General features: G+C 60.3%; 14 protein-coding genes. 6 read left to right on the forward strand and 8 right to left on the reverse strand.

The window, feature by feature from the left end:
- Positions 1-77 precede the first annotated feature (77 nt).
- A complete protein-coding gene (locus EFQ99_RS22635) occupies positions 78-1,700 on the reverse strand; it encodes an ABC-F family ATP-binding cassette domain-containing protein (RefSeq protein ID WP_126923457.1) in 1,623 nt (540 codons plus the stop codon).
- Positions 1,701-1,882: 182 nt separating this feature from the next.
- Here EFQ99_RS22635 and EFQ99_RS22640 point away from each other — a divergent pair, with 182 nt between their 5' ends.
- Positions 1,883-2,212 carry a DUF6665 family protein gene (locus EFQ99_RS22640; protein ID WP_126923458.1) on the forward strand — a complete coding sequence of 110 codons (330 nt, stop codon included), beginning with the start codon at positions 1,883-1,885 and terminating at the stop codon, positions 2,210-2,212.
- Between the two features lie 86 nt (positions 2,213-2,298).
- Positions 2,299-3,168, forward strand: coding sequence for an aldose 1-epimerase family protein (locus EFQ99_RS22645; protein WP_126923459.1), 870 nt, complete (start codon positions 2,299-2,301; stop codon positions 3,166-3,168).
- An 84-nt stretch (positions 3,169-3,252) separates the two neighbouring features.
- Here the strand turns inward: EFQ99_RS22645 and EFQ99_RS22650 are convergent, their stop codons facing one another.
- Entirely contained in the window at positions 3,253-4,842 is a 1,590-nt protein-coding gene (locus EFQ99_RS22650) for a DHA2 family efflux MFS transporter permease subunit (protein WP_126923460.1), read from the reverse strand.
- A gap of 23 nt (positions 4,843-4,865) precedes the next feature.
- Complete coding sequence (locus EFQ99_RS22655) at positions 4,866-6,047, reverse strand: HlyD family secretion protein (RefSeq protein WP_126923461.1); 1,182 nt, start codon at positions 6,045-6,047, stop codon at positions 4,866-4,868.
- Between the two features lie 138 nt (positions 6,048-6,185).
- On the opposite strand from EFQ99_RS22655, the gene EFQ99_RS22660 reads away from it, so the two are divergent.
- A complete protein-coding gene (locus EFQ99_RS22660; protein ID WP_125842903.1) occupies positions 6,186-6,833 on the forward strand; it encodes a TetR/AcrR family transcriptional regulator in 648 nt (215 codons plus the stop codon).
- Between the two features lie 175 nt (positions 6,834-7,008).
- Here EFQ99_RS22660 and uxuA read toward each other — a convergent pair whose 3' ends face one another.
- Positions 7,009-8,196 (reverse strand): mannonate dehydratase, encoded by a 1,188-nt coding sequence (gene uxuA, locus EFQ99_RS22665; RefSeq protein WP_126923462.1) that lies wholly within the window; start codon positions 8,194-8,196, stop codon positions 7,009-7,011.
- 45 nt (positions 8,197-8,241) lie between these two features.
- Positions 8,242-8,958, reverse strand: a complete 717-nt coding sequence (locus EFQ99_RS22670) for a GntR family transcriptional regulator (RefSeq protein ID WP_126923463.1) — start codon at positions 8,956-8,958, stop codon at positions 8,242-8,244.
- Between the two features lie 177 nt (positions 8,959-9,135).
- On the opposite strand from EFQ99_RS22670, the gene EFQ99_RS22675 reads away from it, so the two are divergent.
- Both EFQ99_RS22675 and EFQ99_RS22680 read left to right on the forward strand, forming a co-directional pair.
- Positions 9,136-9,879, forward strand: a complete 744-nt coding sequence (locus tag EFQ99_RS22675) for a membrane-anchored protein (RefSeq protein WP_164736424.1) — start codon at positions 9,136-9,138, stop codon at positions 9,877-9,879.
- 223 nt (positions 9,880-10,102) lie between these two features.
- Positions 10,103-11,377, forward strand: a complete 1,275-nt coding sequence (locus EFQ99_RS22680) for an O-antigen ligase family protein (RefSeq protein WP_126923464.1) — start codon at positions 10,103-10,105, stop codon at positions 11,375-11,377.
- Positions 11,378-11,461: 84 nt separating this feature from the next.
- Here EFQ99_RS22680 and EFQ99_RS22685 read toward each other — a convergent pair whose 3' ends face one another.
- On the reverse strand, positions 11,462-13,480 hold the full coding sequence (locus EFQ99_RS22685) for a polysaccharide biosynthesis protein (RefSeq protein WP_126923465.1): 2,019 nt from the start codon (positions 13,478-13,480) through the stop codon (positions 11,462-11,464).
- 123 nt (positions 13,481-13,603) lie between these two features.
- Entirely contained in the window at positions 13,604-14,170 is a 567-nt protein-coding gene (locus EFQ99_RS22690) for a sugar transferase (protein WP_126923466.1), read from the reverse strand.
- A gap of 197 nt (positions 14,171-14,367) precedes the next feature.
- Here EFQ99_RS22690 and EFQ99_RS22695 point away from each other — a divergent pair, with 197 nt between their 5' ends.
- Positions 14,368-14,868, forward strand: a complete 501-nt coding sequence (locus EFQ99_RS22695; protein WP_126923467.1) for a GNAT family N-acetyltransferase — start codon at positions 14,368-14,370, stop codon at positions 14,866-14,868.
- Between the two features lie 154 nt (positions 14,869-15,022).
- On the opposite strand, the gene repC is transcribed toward EFQ99_RS22695, so the two are convergent.
- The gene (repC, locus tag EFQ99_RS22700; protein WP_126923514.1) at positions 15,023-16,315 is read right to left on the reverse strand and encodes a plasmid replication protein RepC; all 1,293 of its coding nucleotides are present in this window, start codon (positions 16,313-16,315) and stop codon (positions 15,023-15,025) included.
- Between the last annotated feature and the right edge of the window lie 38 nt (positions 16,316-16,353).

Below are 16,353 nucleotides of genomic sequence, written 5' to 3' on the forward strand. Positions count from 1 at the left end.
TTCAACTGATATCTTCGATCGGCCTGTGCTGGTCGTTTCGACCCTAACGGTTTCGACATGACGCCGCGAAAAAACCGTCAGCTCCGCAGGCCGGGCGCCTCATGGCCGGTGCGCGCCACATATTCGGTGTAGCCGCCACCATATTGGTGGATGCCTTCAGGCGTCAGCTCCAGCACCCGGTTGGAGAGAGCCGCCAGGAAATGCCGGTCGTGCGAGACGAACAGCATGGTGCCCTCATATTGCGAGAGCGCTTTGATCAACATCTCCTTAGTGTCGAGGTCGAGATGGTTGGTCGGCTCGTCGAGCACCAGCAGGTTCGGCGGATCGAACAGCATCATCGCCATGACCAGGCGGGCCTTCTCGCCGCCCGACAGGACCCGGCATCGCTTTTCGACATCGTCGCCGGAAAAGCCGAAACATCCGGCAAGCGCGCGCAATGGTCCCTGCCCCGCCTGGGGAAACCGGTCTTCCAGCGACTGGAAGACGGTGCGCTCGCCGTCGAGAATGTCCATGGCGTGCTGGGCGAAATAACCCATCTTGACGCTGGCGCCGAGAGCGACGCTGCCCTGATCGGGCTCGGCGGTGCCGGTCACCAGCTTCAGGAGCGTCGACTTGCCGGCGCCGTTGATGCCCATGATGCACCAGCGCTCGCGCCGCCGCACCATGAAATCCAGGCCTTCATAGATGGTTCGGCTGCCGTATTTCTTGTGGACGTTCTTGAGGTTGACCACGTCTTCGCCCGAGCGCGGGGCCTGCTGGAATTCGAAGGCAACCGACTGGCGGCGCTTCGGCGGTTCCACCCGGTCGATCTTCTCCAGCTTTTTCACGCGGCTCTGCACCTGCGAGGCATGCGAGGCCCGCGCCTTGAACCGCTCGATGAACTTGATTTCCTTGGCCAGCATCGCCTGCTGGCGTTCAAACTGGGCCTGCTGCTGCTTTTCGTTCTGCGCCCGCTGCTGCTCGTAGAATTCGTAGTCGCCGGAGTAGGTCGTCAAGGCGCCACCATCGATCTCGATGATCTTGGTGACGATGCGGTTCATGAACTCGCGGTCGTGCGAGGTCATCAGCAGCGCGCCCTCATAACCCTTGAGGAATTCTTCGAGCCAGATCAGGCTTTCCAGATCCAGATGGTTGCTCGGCTCGTCGAGCAGCATGACGTCGGGGCGCATGAGCAGGATGCGGGCAAGCGCCACGCGCATCTTCCAGCCGCCCGACAGCGCGCCGACATCGCCGTCCATCATCTCCTGGCTGAAGCTGAGGCCCGCCAGCACTTCCCGGGCGCGACCCTCGAGCGCATAGCCGTCAAGCTCCTCGTATCGGGCCTGCGCCTCGCCGTAACGCTCGATGATGTCCTCCATGTCGCCGGCCCTTTCGGGATCGGCCATGGCGGCCTCGAGTTCCCGCAGTTCGCCGGCAACGATGCTGACGGGGCCGGCGCCATTCATCACCTCGGCGACGGCGCTATGGCCCGCCATCTCGCCAACATCCTGGTTGAAGTAGCCGATGGTAACGCCCTTCTCGCAGGAGACCTGGCCTTCATCGGGCTGCTCTTCACCGTTGACCATCCTGAAGATCGTCGTCTTGCCGGCGCCGTTCGGGCCGACGAGGCCGATCTTCTCGCCCCTGTTGAGTGCAGCCGAGGCTTCGATGAAGAGGATGCGGTGGCTGAGCTGCTTGCTGATATTTTCGATACGAATCATGGTGTACGCCGGGCCAGGGGAAGGAAATTTTGGCGCCCTTATGCCATGCGTTGAAACGGCAGGATAGCCCGTTTCCCGCCGAGAAAAGCATGTGCGGCTTTCGCGGCGGGATCAGGTGGTGCTTCTTGATTTCGGTCCGGATTGGATAATATCGTGGCTTACGCCAAAGGGAATCCGCGCCAATGAGCGTTCGTCCGCCGCAGTCCTTCAGACCATCCCAGCAGGATAAGAACGGTTTCAACGTCCTCGAATACGAGCTGATGTCGGAACGCGCCGATTCACTCGGCCGTCACGGGCTGAAGGTCGAAGCCGCCCTCGCCGCCCTGAAAGCCTGGTCTGCCGACCGAAAGAGCGCCGACGAGCGCGAAAGGCTTCTGAATGAGGCCTCCGACGCCGTCTGGGCGTTCTTCATCCAACGGGAGATCTGCGGCTTGCGGAATAATCGCGACGCCATCCAGCGCTACGGCATTCCGAACGAAGTGATCGCGAGACTGGGCGCGATCCGAAAATAACCGCTGACGTGCATCTCCACCTGCGGATAGAAATCGCGGTGCAGGCAGCTATGCCTAGTGCCGAACCAACGCGAAAGGGAATTGCGATGCCAAGCTCAGTCCGGATCGGAAATCAGGATCTCACCGTCGACGTCTCTTCCCTCGGCGCCGAGATGCAGGCGCTCGACACCAGCGACGGAGGTTCCTGGCTGTGGACGGGCGACGCAACCTTCTGGACCGGGCGCTCGCCGATCCTGTTTCCGATCGTCGGCAAGGCCCCGGACGACAAGATCGCGATCGACGGCGCGGTCTTTCCGATGGCCCAGCATGGTTTTGCCCGGCGGAGCGAATTTACGCTCACGGCCTCCACCGCGACGATGTGCCGATACGAACTGACCGCCTCCGAGGCAACCCGGGCGGTCTATCCGTTCGATTTCCTGCTGGCCGTCGAGCATGCGGTGGAAGGCCGGGCGCTGACCGTCAGCGCTGAGGTGACCAACCGCGATCAGAAGACGATGCCCTTCGGGCTGGGGTTCCACTCCGCCTTCGCCTGGCCGCTGCCTGGCGCTGACGGGCGCGCCCACACCATCACGCTCGACAATCAAGGCGAGCCGGAACTCGTGCGGCTGGCGGGCGGCCTTATCAATCCAACACCGCTGCCTTCGCCGTTTCATGCCGGGCGGCTGGTTCTGGATCACGCAATGTTCGAGCAGGATGCGATGATCTTCCCCAAGGGTGCGGGCGAAGGGCTGCACTATGGCGCCGAGGGCGGGCCGAACCTGCGGTTCCGCTTCGAGAACCTGCCCAACCTCGCTCTCTGGACCAAGCCTGGCGCGCCTTTCCTCTGCGTCGAGCCATGGCATGGGACGGCTGCGCAAGCCGGAGCTTCGAGCGAGCTGTCGGAACGACCCTCGACCACGCTGCTCCCGCCGGGTGCTGTGGCGCGTTTCGCCTTCACGGTCGAGATCGGGCAATAGCTTTCACGGGTGAAGCCCTCCTTCGCATGCCATGCAAAGGAGGGCTTTTCCTGGGGAGGATCTTCCTGCGGCATCCGCCGGCCTTCAATGGGCGCCCGCACCGCCGCCGGCCTGTGGCTTCTTGGTGAGAAGCAGCGCAAACGCCGCCACTGCAAGCACCACGCCGATCACGGCGAATGTGTCGCTGAAGCCCAGGATCAATGCCTGGCGCTTGACGATCTGACCGATCGCGACGATTGCCTTTTGCGATGCGACAGCCGGATCGGTGACCCCGTGCTGGATAAAGTAGCCAGTAAGCTTGCCCAGGCGATCGCGAACTTCGTCACGGCTCAGCGTGATCGATTGGCCGATGATATTTGAATGGAACTGCTCGCGCTTCGTCAGGATGGTGCCGAGCGAAGCCGTGCCGACGGCGCCACCGAGATTGCGCAGCATGTTGGTCAGGCCAGAGGCGGCGGCAGCGTCGGCAGGTGCAATGCCGGCCGTGGTGATAGCGGTGATCGGCGTCAGCACCAGGGCCTGGCCAATGGCACGCACGATATTCGGGATCCAGAACTGGTCGCCGGCATTGTCGGCCGACAGCATGATGTTCATGAAGCAGCTGATCGCGAAGATCGATATGCCGAGGAAGCCGATATAGCGGGCGTCGAAGCGCTTCATCAAAACCGGCACCAGCGGGATGAGCAGCAACTGTGGCAGGCCGGTCCAGGCGAGTACGTTGCCGATCTGCTCCGCATTGTAGCGCTGCACCTGGCCGAGATATTGCGGCAGGATATAGACCGTGCCGAAGAGGGCGACGCCGACCAGCACATTGACTAGCACGCCGATGCCGAAATTGCGCTGTGTCAGCAGGCGCAGTTTGACCAGCGGCTTCTTCACCGTCAGCTCGATCCAGATGAAGGCAGCGAGAAAGACGAAGGCGACGATGCTGAGCTTGACGATGAAGGGCGAAGAGAACCAGTCGTCCTTGTTGCCTTCTTCCAGCACGGTCTGCAGTGCCGAGAGGCCGATTGCCATGGTAAAGATGCCGGCCCAGTCGCCTTCCTTCAGAAGGTGAAGCTGCATCGGCTGCTTTTCGAGCGTCAGGGCGAGAGCGGCCGCCATGATGAGACTCGGGATCGTGTTGATGAAGAAGATCGTCTGCCAGCCGTAATTCTCGGTCAGGTAGCCGCCGATCGTCGGGCCGATCGCCGGAGCGAAGGTGACCGAAAGGGCAAAGATGGCAAGACCAAGCGGCTGCTGGTTCTTCGGCAGCTTGGTCAGCACCATGGTGAAGGCCATGGGGATCAGCACGCCGCCGGCAAAGCCCTGCAGGCCGCGCAGCAGGATCATCGTGCCGAGATCATGAGCGAAGGCACAGGCCATCGAGAAGAGCGGGAACAGGATCGAGTTGACGAGGATATAGCGGCGGAACGAGAAAACGTTGCTGAAATAAGCTGTCAGTGGAATGACGACGATCTCGCCGATCAGATAGGACGTCGAAATCCAGGCGCCGTTGTCGACGCCCGTTCCGATGCCGCCCTCGATATCGAGGAGGGAGGCGTTGGTGATCTGGATGTTGAGGATCGCCATGAAGGCGCCGATCATGCCGGCAAGAACGGCGATCCAGTCTCTGGTGCTGGCCCCTACCCTTGGCTGCGGAATGGCGATGGCTGTTGCTGCGATGGTGGACATGACACGAACTCCTCATCCCCCGCCTAGCTGCGGTCGTTCTTGGTGTCGATATCAGGCTGGACGGACATGCCGGGGCGCAGATCGCCATTTGCGGCGGCGTCACCGTCAAGCACAATCCTGACCGGAATGCGCTGGACAACCTTGGTGAAGTTGCCGGTGGCATTATCAGGCGGCAGCAACGCGAACTCCTGACCGCTGGCAGGCGCAAGGCTGTCGACATGGCCGTGATAGGTGCGGCCCGGGAACATATCGACCTCGATATCGACCGGCTGGCCGGCACGGACGTCGGTCAGCTGCGTTTCCTTGTAATTGGCAATGACGTAAGCGGCTGATGTCGGCACGACCGACATCAGCTGGGTGCCGGCCTGCACATATTGACCGACACGCAGCGTGCGGTTGCCGACGGTGCCGTCGACGGGTGCGACGATCGTCGCATAGGAGAGGTTGAGCTCAGCCTGGTGCTGGACGGCCCGGCTGCGGGCGAGCGTGGCCTTGGCCTGGGCAAGCTCGGCATTCAGAAGATCGACCTGCTTGACGGCGGCATCGAGCGCGGCGGTGTCGCGAACGATCGTGGCCTGGGCGGCGGCGATCTGCGAGGCAGCCTGCTGCGCCGTCTGGACAGGGGCATAACCATTGGTGGCCAGATTCGAATACCGCTTGTTGTTCTGCTCGGCGAAGGTCTCGTTGGCGCGGTCGACGTCGAGAGTGGCGCCGGCGGCAGCGATCGTCGATTGCTGGATATCGAGCGAGGCCTGCTTGGCGTTGACGGTAGCCTCGGCGGCAGCGACATCGGCTGTTGCTTGGTCGAGAGCGGCCTTGAAGTCGCGATCGTTGATGCGGGCTAGCGGCTGGCCGGCCTTAACAGTCTCGTTGTCCGTGACGAGGACTTCGGCAAGATAGCCGGAGACCTTGGGGGCGATAGTGCTGTTGTCGGCCTTTACATAGGCATCGTCGGTCGAGACGTGGAAGCGGCCGACCGTCCAGTAATTATGGCCGTAATAGGCGCCGGCTGCGATCAGCACGATGGCCGTTGCGCCGAGCAGCAATCCGCGACCGCGGCGCTTGCGGGCGGGAGGCCCTGACACGACGGCAGGTTCGACAATGCGCGGTGCGTTGCCGGCATCAAGGGTTGCAGGCGCGGCTTCTGCCGTGGTTTCCGTGGCGGGTGCATTATTATTCAGGGCTTGCAGCGTTTTGATCGACATTGTCTTCTCCTGGAAGTGGGTCGCTGTCGCTACCGGCTGCGGCCTTCGAATAGAGTGAAATGCAAATTGGAAACTTGCTGTTTTCCAAAATATGTATTAGAAAATGGATGGATGTCAACAAGAATTTGGAAAATTGTCATGGTCCAAAATCACGAAATCGAGAAGAGGTCGCGAGGCAGACCGCAAGTCCGCTGCGACGACGATACGAAAAGCGTGATCATCGAGGCGGCCAACCGGCAATTCCACGATAACGGCTATGCCGCAGCAAGCATCGCCGCGATCGCGCAGGAAGCGGGTGTTTCGACCAAGACGCTCTACCGCCTGTTCCCGACGAAGGCGGACCTCTTTGCCGAGATGATCACGGAGCGGACGGGACGCTTCCTTACGGCGCTCGACCCCGGCACACTTGCCGCGGCGGATCTCAGGCAGGGGCTGGAGCGCATGCTGATGGCCTATGGCATGCTGACGCTCTCGCTGGATACGATCACCGTGACCCGCCTCGTCATCAGTGAATCCGACCGGTTTCCGGAGATCGCCAACAGCTTCTATGAAAAGGCGATCGTCAGGACCAACAGGCTGATGGAGGACTGGCTGCGCAAGCAGATCGACCGTGGGCTGATTGCGCTAGACGATCCGCACGCGGCCTGCGGCATGCTGCGCGGCATGATGATCATGGAGCCGCAGCGCGCCGCGATGCTCCGCCAGGAGGCGCCGCCGAAGATCGATGCGATCGCGGCGCGGGCGAAAATGTGCGCCGATCTTTTCTTGAAGGGTTGTGCGCTCTGAAGCATCGCCCGGGCTCCAGAGCGCGATGATCTGTTTACGGGCGACCCGCAGCGAGCACGGGAAGAAGTCTGCCCCGCAGCAGCAGCCAGGAACAGGAAAGGCGCGAAAAGCTGACGCTCCCGCGCGCTCGCCGCGTTCCGGCTCCGGTCACCTGAAAGCCCTCCGCGCCAATCGCTCAGTTCGGCGGCGCGCCCAGCGCATGCAGGATGCCGCGGAGTTCGGCGAGGCCGCGCATGCGGCCGATGGCCGGGTAGCCGGGCGTGACTGTCTTGTCGAGATCGTCGAGCATGCGGTGGCCGTGGTCCGAACGGAAGACGATCGTGTCTTCAGCGCTGCGGCGGCGGTCTTCGGCAACCAGTTCGCGGAGAACCGCGACCATGTCGACATCGCCTTCCAGATGGGCGCTTTCATGGAAGGTCCGGCCGTCGCCCTCGCGGGTCGTGGCACGCAGATGGGCGAAGTGAATGCGCGAGGCGAAGCGCCGGGCGATCGCCGGCAGGTCGTTGTCGGCGCGCACGCCGAGGCTGCCGGTGCAGTAGCACATGCCGTTCGCTGGCGAAGGCACGGCCTCGAAGAGTGCAGCATAATCCTCCGCCGTCGAGGCGATACGTGGCAATCCGAACAGCGAGCGCGGCGGATCGTCGGGATGCAGCGTCAGCTTGACGCCGCGCGCTTCGGCGGCCGGCGTCACCGCCTGAAGGAATTCGACCAGGTGGCGGCGCAGCCTTGCGGCATCAATGCCGCTATAGGCGACCAGCTTCTCCCGGAAGGCCGGAATGGTCAGCGGTTCGGTGGTCGAACCCGGCAGAGCCGAGGTAATAATGCGGGTGATATCGGCAATCTCATCGTCCGTCATGGTTTCAAAGACGACGCGCGCCCGCTCGCGGTCTTCATCGGAATAGCGCTGTGCGGCATCCGGTCGTTCCAGAATGAAGAGATCGAAGGCCGCGAAGCGCTCATGATCGAAGCGCATGGCGGTGGCGCCGGTCGGCGTCACGAAATCAAGGTCGGTGCGAGTCCAGTCCACGACAGGCATGAAATTATAGCAGACGATCGGAATGCCGCAGGCGGCGACCGCTTCGAGGCTGGCGATCCAGGCCTCGATTTCGGCCTTCGCCTCCCCGCCCTTGCGCTTGACGGCATCGGGGATCGGAATGCTTTCGACGACCGACCAGATGAGCGGTGAACGACCGGCAGGCGTCGTCTCGATCAGAGACTGGCGTTCGCGCACTTCCTTCTCCGTCCAAGCTCTACCAATCGGAACCTGGTGCAATGACGAGACGATATTGGTCGCGCCCGTCTGGCGGACCTCGTCCAGCGTTACCGGCGCTTCCGGCCCGAACCATCTCCAACCCTGCCGCATCCTTCTTCCTTTCCTTGCCTTTTCGTTTTATGTGTGGACCTGCCGTCAGCAGAAATAATCGGGGTAACGAGACCGCAACTCGTCGACATCGGGAATGACGGCGCTCAGATGATGAATCATCGCCACGCGTGCAGCGATCGGATCATGGGCGGCGATCGCATCGCGAATATCCATATGTTCTTGCACCACATTGCCCATGCGCCCGAGAGCCGGCAGCGTCAGCCGCCGCGCCCGGTCGATCTGCACCTTGACCGTCTTCAGAATTCCCCAGATGCCGGGATAGCCCGATATCTGTGTGATTGCCTCATGGAAGGCCTCGTCCTCCTCGTGGAAGCTCGAGACGTTGCCGGTCGCGGCATCCGCCTGCTGCCGGGCGATGATGGCGTCGAGGCGGGTGATGTCAGCGGCGGTCGCGTTCAGGGCCGCGGTCTCGACGGTCGTGCCTTCGAGCGCCTTACGCACCACCACCGCCTCGGGGATCGCCGAGACCGGCACCCGCGATACAATGGTGCCCGACTGGGGATAGATATCGACCAGCCCGCCTTCGGAAAGCCGGAGTAGCGCTTCGCGCACCGGCGTGCGACTGACCCCGAAATCCTCGGCGATCCGCTTTTCCTGCAACGGCATGCCAGGCGGCATCCTGAGCGAGACGATATCGGCATGCAGCCGCTCGTAGATGGCAGCAGCCGTAGTGATACGGCGCAGCTTTCCGCCAACGTCCTGCGATGCCGGATTTACGAAGACTCCTGATGCTGGTGGCATGGCAATACCCGGCGCTCACACTTTCTGGCATACTAGTATATCAATCGCAGCTTGCCAAGCAGTGCAGCAACAGCAGCAGAGGAGTAGGCCTTACGCAGGCGCAAACGAAAGGGCCTGCTTGCGTCCGTCAAAGGCGGCATATATACACCGGCGATAATCTCCAAAGTGGTATCGCTGATGTTGAAAGCGTTTTCGGCGGCAAGGAAATACATCCCTCGCCGGATCAAATATCTGTTGCGAAAGCCCACGCCGCCGACCACTGCTGCGCCTTTTGCCGGCCCGGTCGTGGTGCTGGGATCAGCGCCGAAATCCCACAAGCCGACCGGTTTCGACGCGACCTATCGCATCATCTCCGTCAACGCCTCGCAGCTCGCTCTTCAATCCTGGGGCATCGACGCACCCGACGTCACGCTGATGGGCTATAACGAGGTCGAAGGCACCAATACGAGCGCGGTCGAGGTGAGACGCGTTCTCGCCGGGAAGCGCACGGGCGCCCTCTATGTCCTCGCCTGGCGGCATGGCCGGGAGCGCCTGGAAGCAGGACTCAAGGCAATCGGATATGGCTGCGATGAGGTTCACATCGTCGATCGCTACCAACGGATCGCTTTGCTGCACAAAGTCAGCGGACGCCTGAACCTTGAACTCGACGCAGAGACCAAGTGTTCGAACGGCATCATCGCCGTGCTCTTTGCTCTCTACAACGGCGCGACGGCTGTGATCATCTCCGGCATCAATCCTCATTCCGCCGGCCACGTCTACAATGGCGTCAATCTGGCCCGCAAACACGTCCGCATGGACGCCGAAACTCTGGCGCGGCTCGTCAGTCTCGGTTATCCCATCTACACGGCCGACCCACAGGTCTCGGAAGAGATCGGCCTGCCGCTGTGGCGGGGCGTCGATCACGTCGGCGTTCGGACGTAACCTTTAAATCAGGACCGCACTTCAAACGTGTTTTCTGCCGAACCGGCCTTGCCGTCGCATCGACTCGCCATCCATCATCGAATAGAACCAGTCCGTGCGAGCAACATCTGGTTGCCGGAATGCGACACCTGATAAAAGCCATGGATAGCGCCGTCATTCGCAGCTTGACAGAGGTGATCACGATCCTTAGCGAGGCAGCATCGACGCGGTCAGGACCGGCAAAGTGAAGTACTTCAAGCAACTCATGATAGCAGCGTTCTATCCCGGGAATGGGGCAAGGAATGCACTCGATCGAAACAACGGCATTTCGGTCTTTCTCTTTGCAATACTGCCGGGCCTTTCGCCGAACGGGAATTCCATCATCCTCACCGTTTCGATGGTGTGGGCTGTCTTCTGTCTGGCGACGCGCCGCTTTCCCCTGAACCTGTCGAAATCCGACCGGCTGGTCGCCATCGGCATGTCGATCTACCCGTTGGTGATGATTGCCGGCATATTCATCAATCCGCAACCCTTCGAGGGGCTAGGCTGGATTATCCGCCTCCTGCCTTTCTTTTCGGTCTGGCTGATATTGCCGCGGATGCGTCAATCTCCGAATGGCCGCCTCGTGCCGCTCTTCATCCTCGGCGCGGGCATCGGTATGATCGCCACGTTCTTTTTGAGTCTGTGGCAGATCCAGTTCGGTTTCGACCGGGCAGAAGGCGGCACAACGAACGCCGCCCTATTGGGCATCATCGGCGTGCTTTTCGGCGGCATTGCGCTTCTCAACCTTCAATCTCCCAAGAAGACCGAGCAAAGAATAGCCGTCCTTGGATATGCCGCGGGTCTAGGCTGCGTTCTGCTTTCCGGAACGCGATCGGCCTGGCTGGTCATCCCCGTTCATCTCGTCGTCTTTCTCTGGTATTTCAGCAGACACCGTTTCCATTTCAGCTTGCGCAGCCTGGCCATTACCAGCTCTCTGCTGTTGCTTGGGCTGCTTGCCTTGAGCAGCGTCCAAATCGTCGACCGCATCCACACGTTCCAGGAAAATTTAGCTTCGCTCGACCGTAGCGACGGCGACGTTACGTCGCTCAGCGCACGGCTTGCTTTGTATAAGGGCGCGCTGTCGGCAATCACGAAGGACCCGTTTACCGGCTATGGCCCGCAAAACCGGATGACTACGGTTCTGGCAGAGGTTCCCGATAGCATAAGGCAGCAAGTGAGCTATACCCATGTCCACAACGGTTTTCTGACCGCAGGAATCGACGCCGGCATCTTCGGCATCGGGGCGCTTGTGCTGATGCTCCTGACACCGGTGATCGGCGCCTGGAGAAAGGAAACGGGACCCGGCCGGGATATGGCCATCGCGCTCGCACTTCTGCTAACGACCAGCTATGTCATAACCGGCAGCTTTGGCATCATGTTCGGCCAGAAGGCGTTGGACCCGATCTTCGCTTTTATCGTCGCCTTGATCTGCACGGACCAGGGCAGCACACGTTTTCTACCCGTTGTGCGCAGCTGAGCTCGGCAAGCTGAGCGTTCTCAATTCTTGCCGAGAGAAATGCTTCTTCTCTTTCAGTTTTAACGTGCCATTGCGCGCCATGCTTTAGCTGGCGACCGATGTTCCCAACGCCGCTGTGTGGATTTCGGCGGCTCCAGTAAAAGCCAGATCCGAGACCTCTCCCGTTGACGAGTAGCCGGAGACGAGCTCCGCCAATATCGCACGAGCCCCGATCATGTCATTCCGATCCAATACCGCAGTAAGCGCGTTGAGCTTTTTCGAAAGCTCGGGCCAACGCAGGAAATCCTCGCGCGCCTTCATGATCCGGGGATGTTCGGTCACCGCCGGACTATCCCCGATCAACAGTTCCTCGTAGAGCTTCTCGCCAGGCCTGAGACCAGTAATGGAAAGCTCGATATCGCCCTCCGGATTGTCTTCGTCGCGGACGGTCAGCCCGGAAAGCTCTACCATCTTGCGGGCGAGATCTGCGATTAGAACTGGCTCGCCCATGTCGAGCAGGAAAACATCGCCGCCCTCGGCCATGGCGCCCGCCTGAATGACGAGTTGCGAGGCCTCCGAAATCGTCATGAAATAACGGGTAATCTTCGAATGAGTCAGGGTGACGGGACCGCCGTCCCTGATCTGCTGCCTGAACAGCGGCACGACGGATCCGGAGGAGCCGAGCACGTTTCCGAACCGGACCATGGAGAAATTCGTTCGCCCGCCGTCGGCGACCGGTTCTGCCGCAAGCGCCTGCAGGACCATCTCCGCCAATCGCTTGCTGGCGCCCATCACATTTGTCGGACGCACAGCCTTGTCAGTGCTGATCAGCACGAAATTGGAGACGCCGCATCTATTCGCCGCACGTGCCGCGATCAACGTGCCCATGACGTTGTTCTTGATGCCTTCCACGGCATTATGTTCAACGAGGGGGACATGCTTGTAAGCGGCGGCATGATAGAGCGTCTGAGGTCGCCAGCTCTGCATGATATGTTCCATACGATCCTGATCGCGGACGGAACAGAGAATCGGAACGATTTGCAGGTTTACCTGCTTGTATAGCTCGGCCAGCTTCAGCAATTCGGCATGGATATTATAAAGCGCAAACTCGTTCTGATCGATGAGGATCAGGCTGGAAGGCGCGTTGCGCAGGATTTGGCGGCACAACTCGCCGCCGATCGAGCCGCCAGCACCGGTGACCATCACCACCTTGTTGCGCATCGCCTTGTCGAGCAACTCCTGGCGGGGCGCAACCGCCTCTCTGCCGAGCAGATCTTCGATCTCCAGCTCACGGATGTCGGAGACCGCGACACGCCCCTGAGCCAGGGCAGTCAGGTCCGGCAGTGTGCGAACATTCACCCTGGCCTTGCGGATGCGCTCCAGGATTTCATTGCGGCGCTGACGCGATGCGGAGGGAAGAGCAAGAAGCACGTTATGCACGCCAAGGGCTTCGACGAGCACCGGAAGGTCCGATGGATCATAGATCGGCAAACCACCCATGATGCCGCCCTTGAGGCGCGGATCATCATCCAGGTAGCCGACGACGTTGAGTTCCGCACTGTTCGTCAAGGCGCCTGCGAGCTGCCGCCCGGCATTGCCTGCCCCGTAGATCAGCATCTTGGCAAGTGTGTTCCTGTGGAGGATCCGCTGGTAAGTATCCCCAAGCCAATAACGGATACCCACCCTCGACAGGCCGATCGCGATCAACAGCAGGAAGGGCTGGAGAATGCCGACGGTTCTCGGAACGCCCGGAACGCTGAGTGCGGTAAATATGGTCATGAACGCGACGCCGTAGATCGCAACCGCCTTCATAACGGCAATGAAGGCAGCAAGGCCCGCATAACGGAAGATTGCCCGATACATGCCCATCACGATGAAGATCGGAAGTGCCATGCATAAGGAAACGAAGACCGGCAGCCACTGCACGCCGGTCAGCATCGTCCATTCGTTGAGACGGAAGCAATAGGCCAACCAGATCGTCAGAACACAAAAACTGGCATCCACCAGCAAAGCCAGAGCGCGTTTGGCAGCACGCGGCATCGCCAGCAGAGGGCCGACGAGCGCCTGCATCGGCTTCAGAAACCATCCTGAGCGTGGCGTCTCAGAGGGTGTATTTTCAGGCATTGCTTACCAGCGTCTCGTGGATCAGTTGGACAACCACCTTCTTGTCATTTTCTGCCACGAGCGCAACTGAAATAATCGGAAAGCGTCGCCTTCCGCACTGGTTATCTATCAGAAGTAGGTAGTTTAGTGCGTTATTCCCTTTCGGCGGATCACCTTGCCGGCAGTCAGAAACAGAATGCGCATATCGAAGCCGAATGAACGCCGGCTGAGATATTCGACATCGAATTCCACCTTTTCGGGAATCGGCAATTCGTCGCGTCCGTTGATCTGCGCCCACCCCGTCAATCCAGGCAGGAGCCTGTCGACCCCGTGGGCCGTTCGTAGCTCGATAAGATCATACTGATTGTAAAGCGCCGGTCGTGGCCCGACGAAACTCATCTTCCCCACAAGTATGCACCAGAGCTGCGGCAGTTCGTCGAGGCTGGACTTGCGCAGAAACGAGCCGATGGGCGTCAGGAACCGATCCGGATTTTCGAGCAGATGCGTGGCAACCGTCGGCGTGTCGATGCGCATGCTGCGAAATTTCGGCATCAGGAATATCTGATTGAAACGGCCGACACGTTTTGACCAATAGAGGATCGGTCCCGGCGATGTCAGCCGAACACAAAGAGCGACGACAATACCTGGAACAAGCAGTATCAGCGACGCAATCACGGCCAGGAGAAAATCCACCGCTCGTTTCAAACCCATACTCCCCAGCTATGTCACTGTCTTAGCACCCGCCATCGCCCTGCCGTATCGTCAAAAAGCGTTTTCGCGTCAACTACGCGATCTCATGGATTTCGTAGCTCAATCGAAGACTCGACCTGGCATTCCAGATCATCATCTTGTGCACTCCAGAGCCCGCCGCTACGCTGTGAGCCCAAGTCAAGGTAGGCAGAATACCTATGCATATTCGAAGAGCAGTGCCCGCCGACGCGGAGGAGCTATCCAACCTCCTGAACGAGATCATCCTGGCGGGCGGAACAACCGCGCTCGAGACGCCGCTTTCAGCCGCCGAGTTTGCGGATTGGTTCATCGACGGCGAATTTCCCGTTGTCTGTCATGTTGCCGAGCATGATCGGTTGCTTGTCGGATTTCAATCGCTGAGCTCATACGGCGATCCACCGAAAGGCTATGCAGATATCGCGACATTTGCCCGTATGAATCCTAAGTTTCCCGGTGTCGGCCGCGCCCTTTTTCCTGCAACGCGGGCAGCAGCCGAAGAACTCGGGCTCGAATTCATCAATGCGACCATTCGTGCCGACAACGTCAGCGGCCTTGCCTACTACACAAAGATGGGCTTTGAGCCCTACGACAGGCTTATCCAGGTGCCGCTGCTGGATGGAACACCCGTCGACAGGATCAAAAAGCGCTTTAGAGTAAGTGCCCCGCGCCACCCCACGTGATTTTGCTAATGGCGTAGCGGGAGTTATCACCTGTTCGATAGGCGCCAGCTTGTAACCTCTTGATCCGAAACCAAGAAGCTGGCAATCAGAAGCTATCCTGGCCTTTATTTCCGTTACACCTCATTAACCATAACAGCTACTGCGGCATATCCATTCATCCTGTCTTCCCTTTCATTGGCGAGTTCGTACGGGCAAGGGCCATCAACATCGGTCCGATAGCGAATTCCCCTCTTTCAGCGCGGCGCGTCAGATCCCGCAGATAACCGCCGGCGGAGTTGATGTGCCCTGCCCTTTCGAGGACGCATGCCATGGTGGTGGCGGCATTTTCAGGTCCCATGATTTCGCAGGCTTCCTCATATGCCGATGGGCTCACGCCGAGCATCGAGCGAACAACCACGGCCGCCGCCATCAGGTCGCGCCAAGTGCCGATCGAGCCCTGCGGCCCATAAGCTGCGATTTCCGGGCAGGCCTGAAGCACCAGTCCAAGCGGGAAGGATTTCAGCCCACTATTGGCAGCAGGCGCAGAATGGCGGCCCCGTAGATGCTCGCCGCCCTCTTCATCGGTCAGTAGGCGGACTATCGGTTCGGCCTCACCTGGCGATCCATCATCCACCGTTGCGCCCTGCTTCGGTTCGAAGCTAGGTTCAAGTTCAATAGTGGATTGTGGGTTTGAATTCTGTATGTGCCGCTCAGAATGTTGGGCATTGCCGCCTTGATTTTTGGTTTTAACCTGCATTTCCAACTGATTGGTGATTTCGTCGCGCAACAGCTCCAGCTCGTCGAGTGCCTCGGCGACCTGTTCGGCGGAAGGCGAGCGCGGCAGCCGCTCGACGACGGTGCGAAAATATAGATGGATACCATCCCAATCGCCGGCAGCCCCCTCCTCCAGAGCCATCTCGATGAGCTTGGCGATGTCGCGTCGGCAAAGCGTCAGGCGCTCCCTGAGCCGCTGCAGCAGCAACCGCTCGGCAACCACCTCCCCCGCCAGCCGCTCGATCTCTTCGGCGCGCACGAGTAGCGGCGCCAACGAGAAACCGAATGCCTCGCGAATTTCCCCGCCCTGCTCCTTGCGGGCGTAGCGCTTGCCGTTCGGGCTGTCCTTGCGGATGAGCAGCCCCGCCTCGATCAGGATCGCCAGGTGGCGGCGGATCGTCTGCTCTGCCATTCCATGCGCACGCAGCGAAAGCTGTGCGTTGGACGGAAACACGACAAGCCCGTTTTCCTCGGAAAGCTCTCCCTTGGGATAAAAGCTCAACAAGGCATTCACGACGGCGAGCGCCCGATCGGTGATGCCGAGCAATGGCTTGGCCTCGCACAGGGCGCGATAGAGTTTCCATTTGTCTGCTGATTGACCGGGCTCGATTTTTCGAGCAGCCGCTTGGCTTGCCAACATGCCAAGCGTCATCGATCGCCGCCCAAAGGGCGTCGTCACACTTCCGCTTTCCATTTTCTTCGCCTTCTTCAAGGCAAAAGATCACAGCTCAC

Source organism: Rhizobium vallis, from assembly GCF_003985155.1.
Lineage (GTDB): Bacteria > Pseudomonadota > Alphaproteobacteria > Rhizobiales > Rhizobiaceae > Rhizobium > Rhizobium vallis.

Excerpts from the sequence above, each read along its gene's own strand:
- EFQ99_RS22640 (WP_126923458.1), top strand. The coding sequence starts at position 1,883 with ATGAGCGTTCGTCCGCCGCAGTCCTTCAGACCATCCCAGCAGGATAAG.
- EFQ99_RS22675 (WP_164736424.1), top strand. The coding sequence starts at position 9,136 with ATGTTGAAAGCGTTTTCGGCGGCAAGGAAATACATCCCTCGCCGGATC.
- repC (WP_126923514.1), bottom strand. The coding sequence starts at position 16,315 with ATGGAAAGCGGAAGTGTGACGACGCCCTTTGGGCGGCGATCGATGACG.
- EFQ99_RS22670 (WP_126923463.1), bottom strand. The coding sequence starts at position 8,958 with ATGCCACCAGCATCAGGAGTCTTCGTAAATCCGGCATCGCAGGACGTT.
- EFQ99_RS22655 (WP_126923461.1), bottom strand. The coding sequence starts at position 6,047 with ATGTCGATCAAAACGCTGCAAGCCCTGAATAATAATGCACCCGCCACG.
- EFQ99_RS22660 (WP_125842903.1), top strand. The coding sequence starts at position 6,186 with ATGGTCCAAAATCACGAAATCGAGAAGAGGTCGCGAGGCAGACCGCAA.
- EFQ99_RS22645 (WP_126923459.1), top strand. The coding sequence starts at position 2,299 with ATGCCAAGCTCAGTCCGGATCGGAAATCAGGATCTCACCGTCGACGTC.
- EFQ99_RS22690 (WP_126923466.1), bottom strand. The coding sequence starts at position 14,170 with ATGGGTTTGAAACGAGCGGTGGATTTTCTCCTGGCCGTGATTGCGTCG.
- EFQ99_RS22635 (WP_126923457.1), bottom strand. The coding sequence starts at position 1,700 with ATGATTCGTATCGAAAATATCAGCAAGCAGCTCAGCCACCGCATCCTC.
- EFQ99_RS22685 (WP_126923465.1), bottom strand. The coding sequence starts at position 13,480 with ATGCCTGAAAATACACCCTCTGAGACGCCACGCTCAGGATGGTTTCTG.
- EFQ99_RS22695 (WP_126923467.1), top strand. The coding sequence starts at position 14,368 with ATGCATATTCGAAGAGCAGTGCCCGCCGACGCGGAGGAGCTATCCAAC.
- EFQ99_RS22650 (WP_126923460.1), bottom strand. The coding sequence starts at position 4,842 with ATGTCCACCATCGCAGCAACAGCCATCGCCATTCCGCAGCCAAGGGTA.
- uxuA (WP_126923462.1), bottom strand. The coding sequence starts at position 8,196 with ATGCGGCAGGGTTGGAGATGGTTCGGGCCGGAAGCGCCGGTAACGCTG.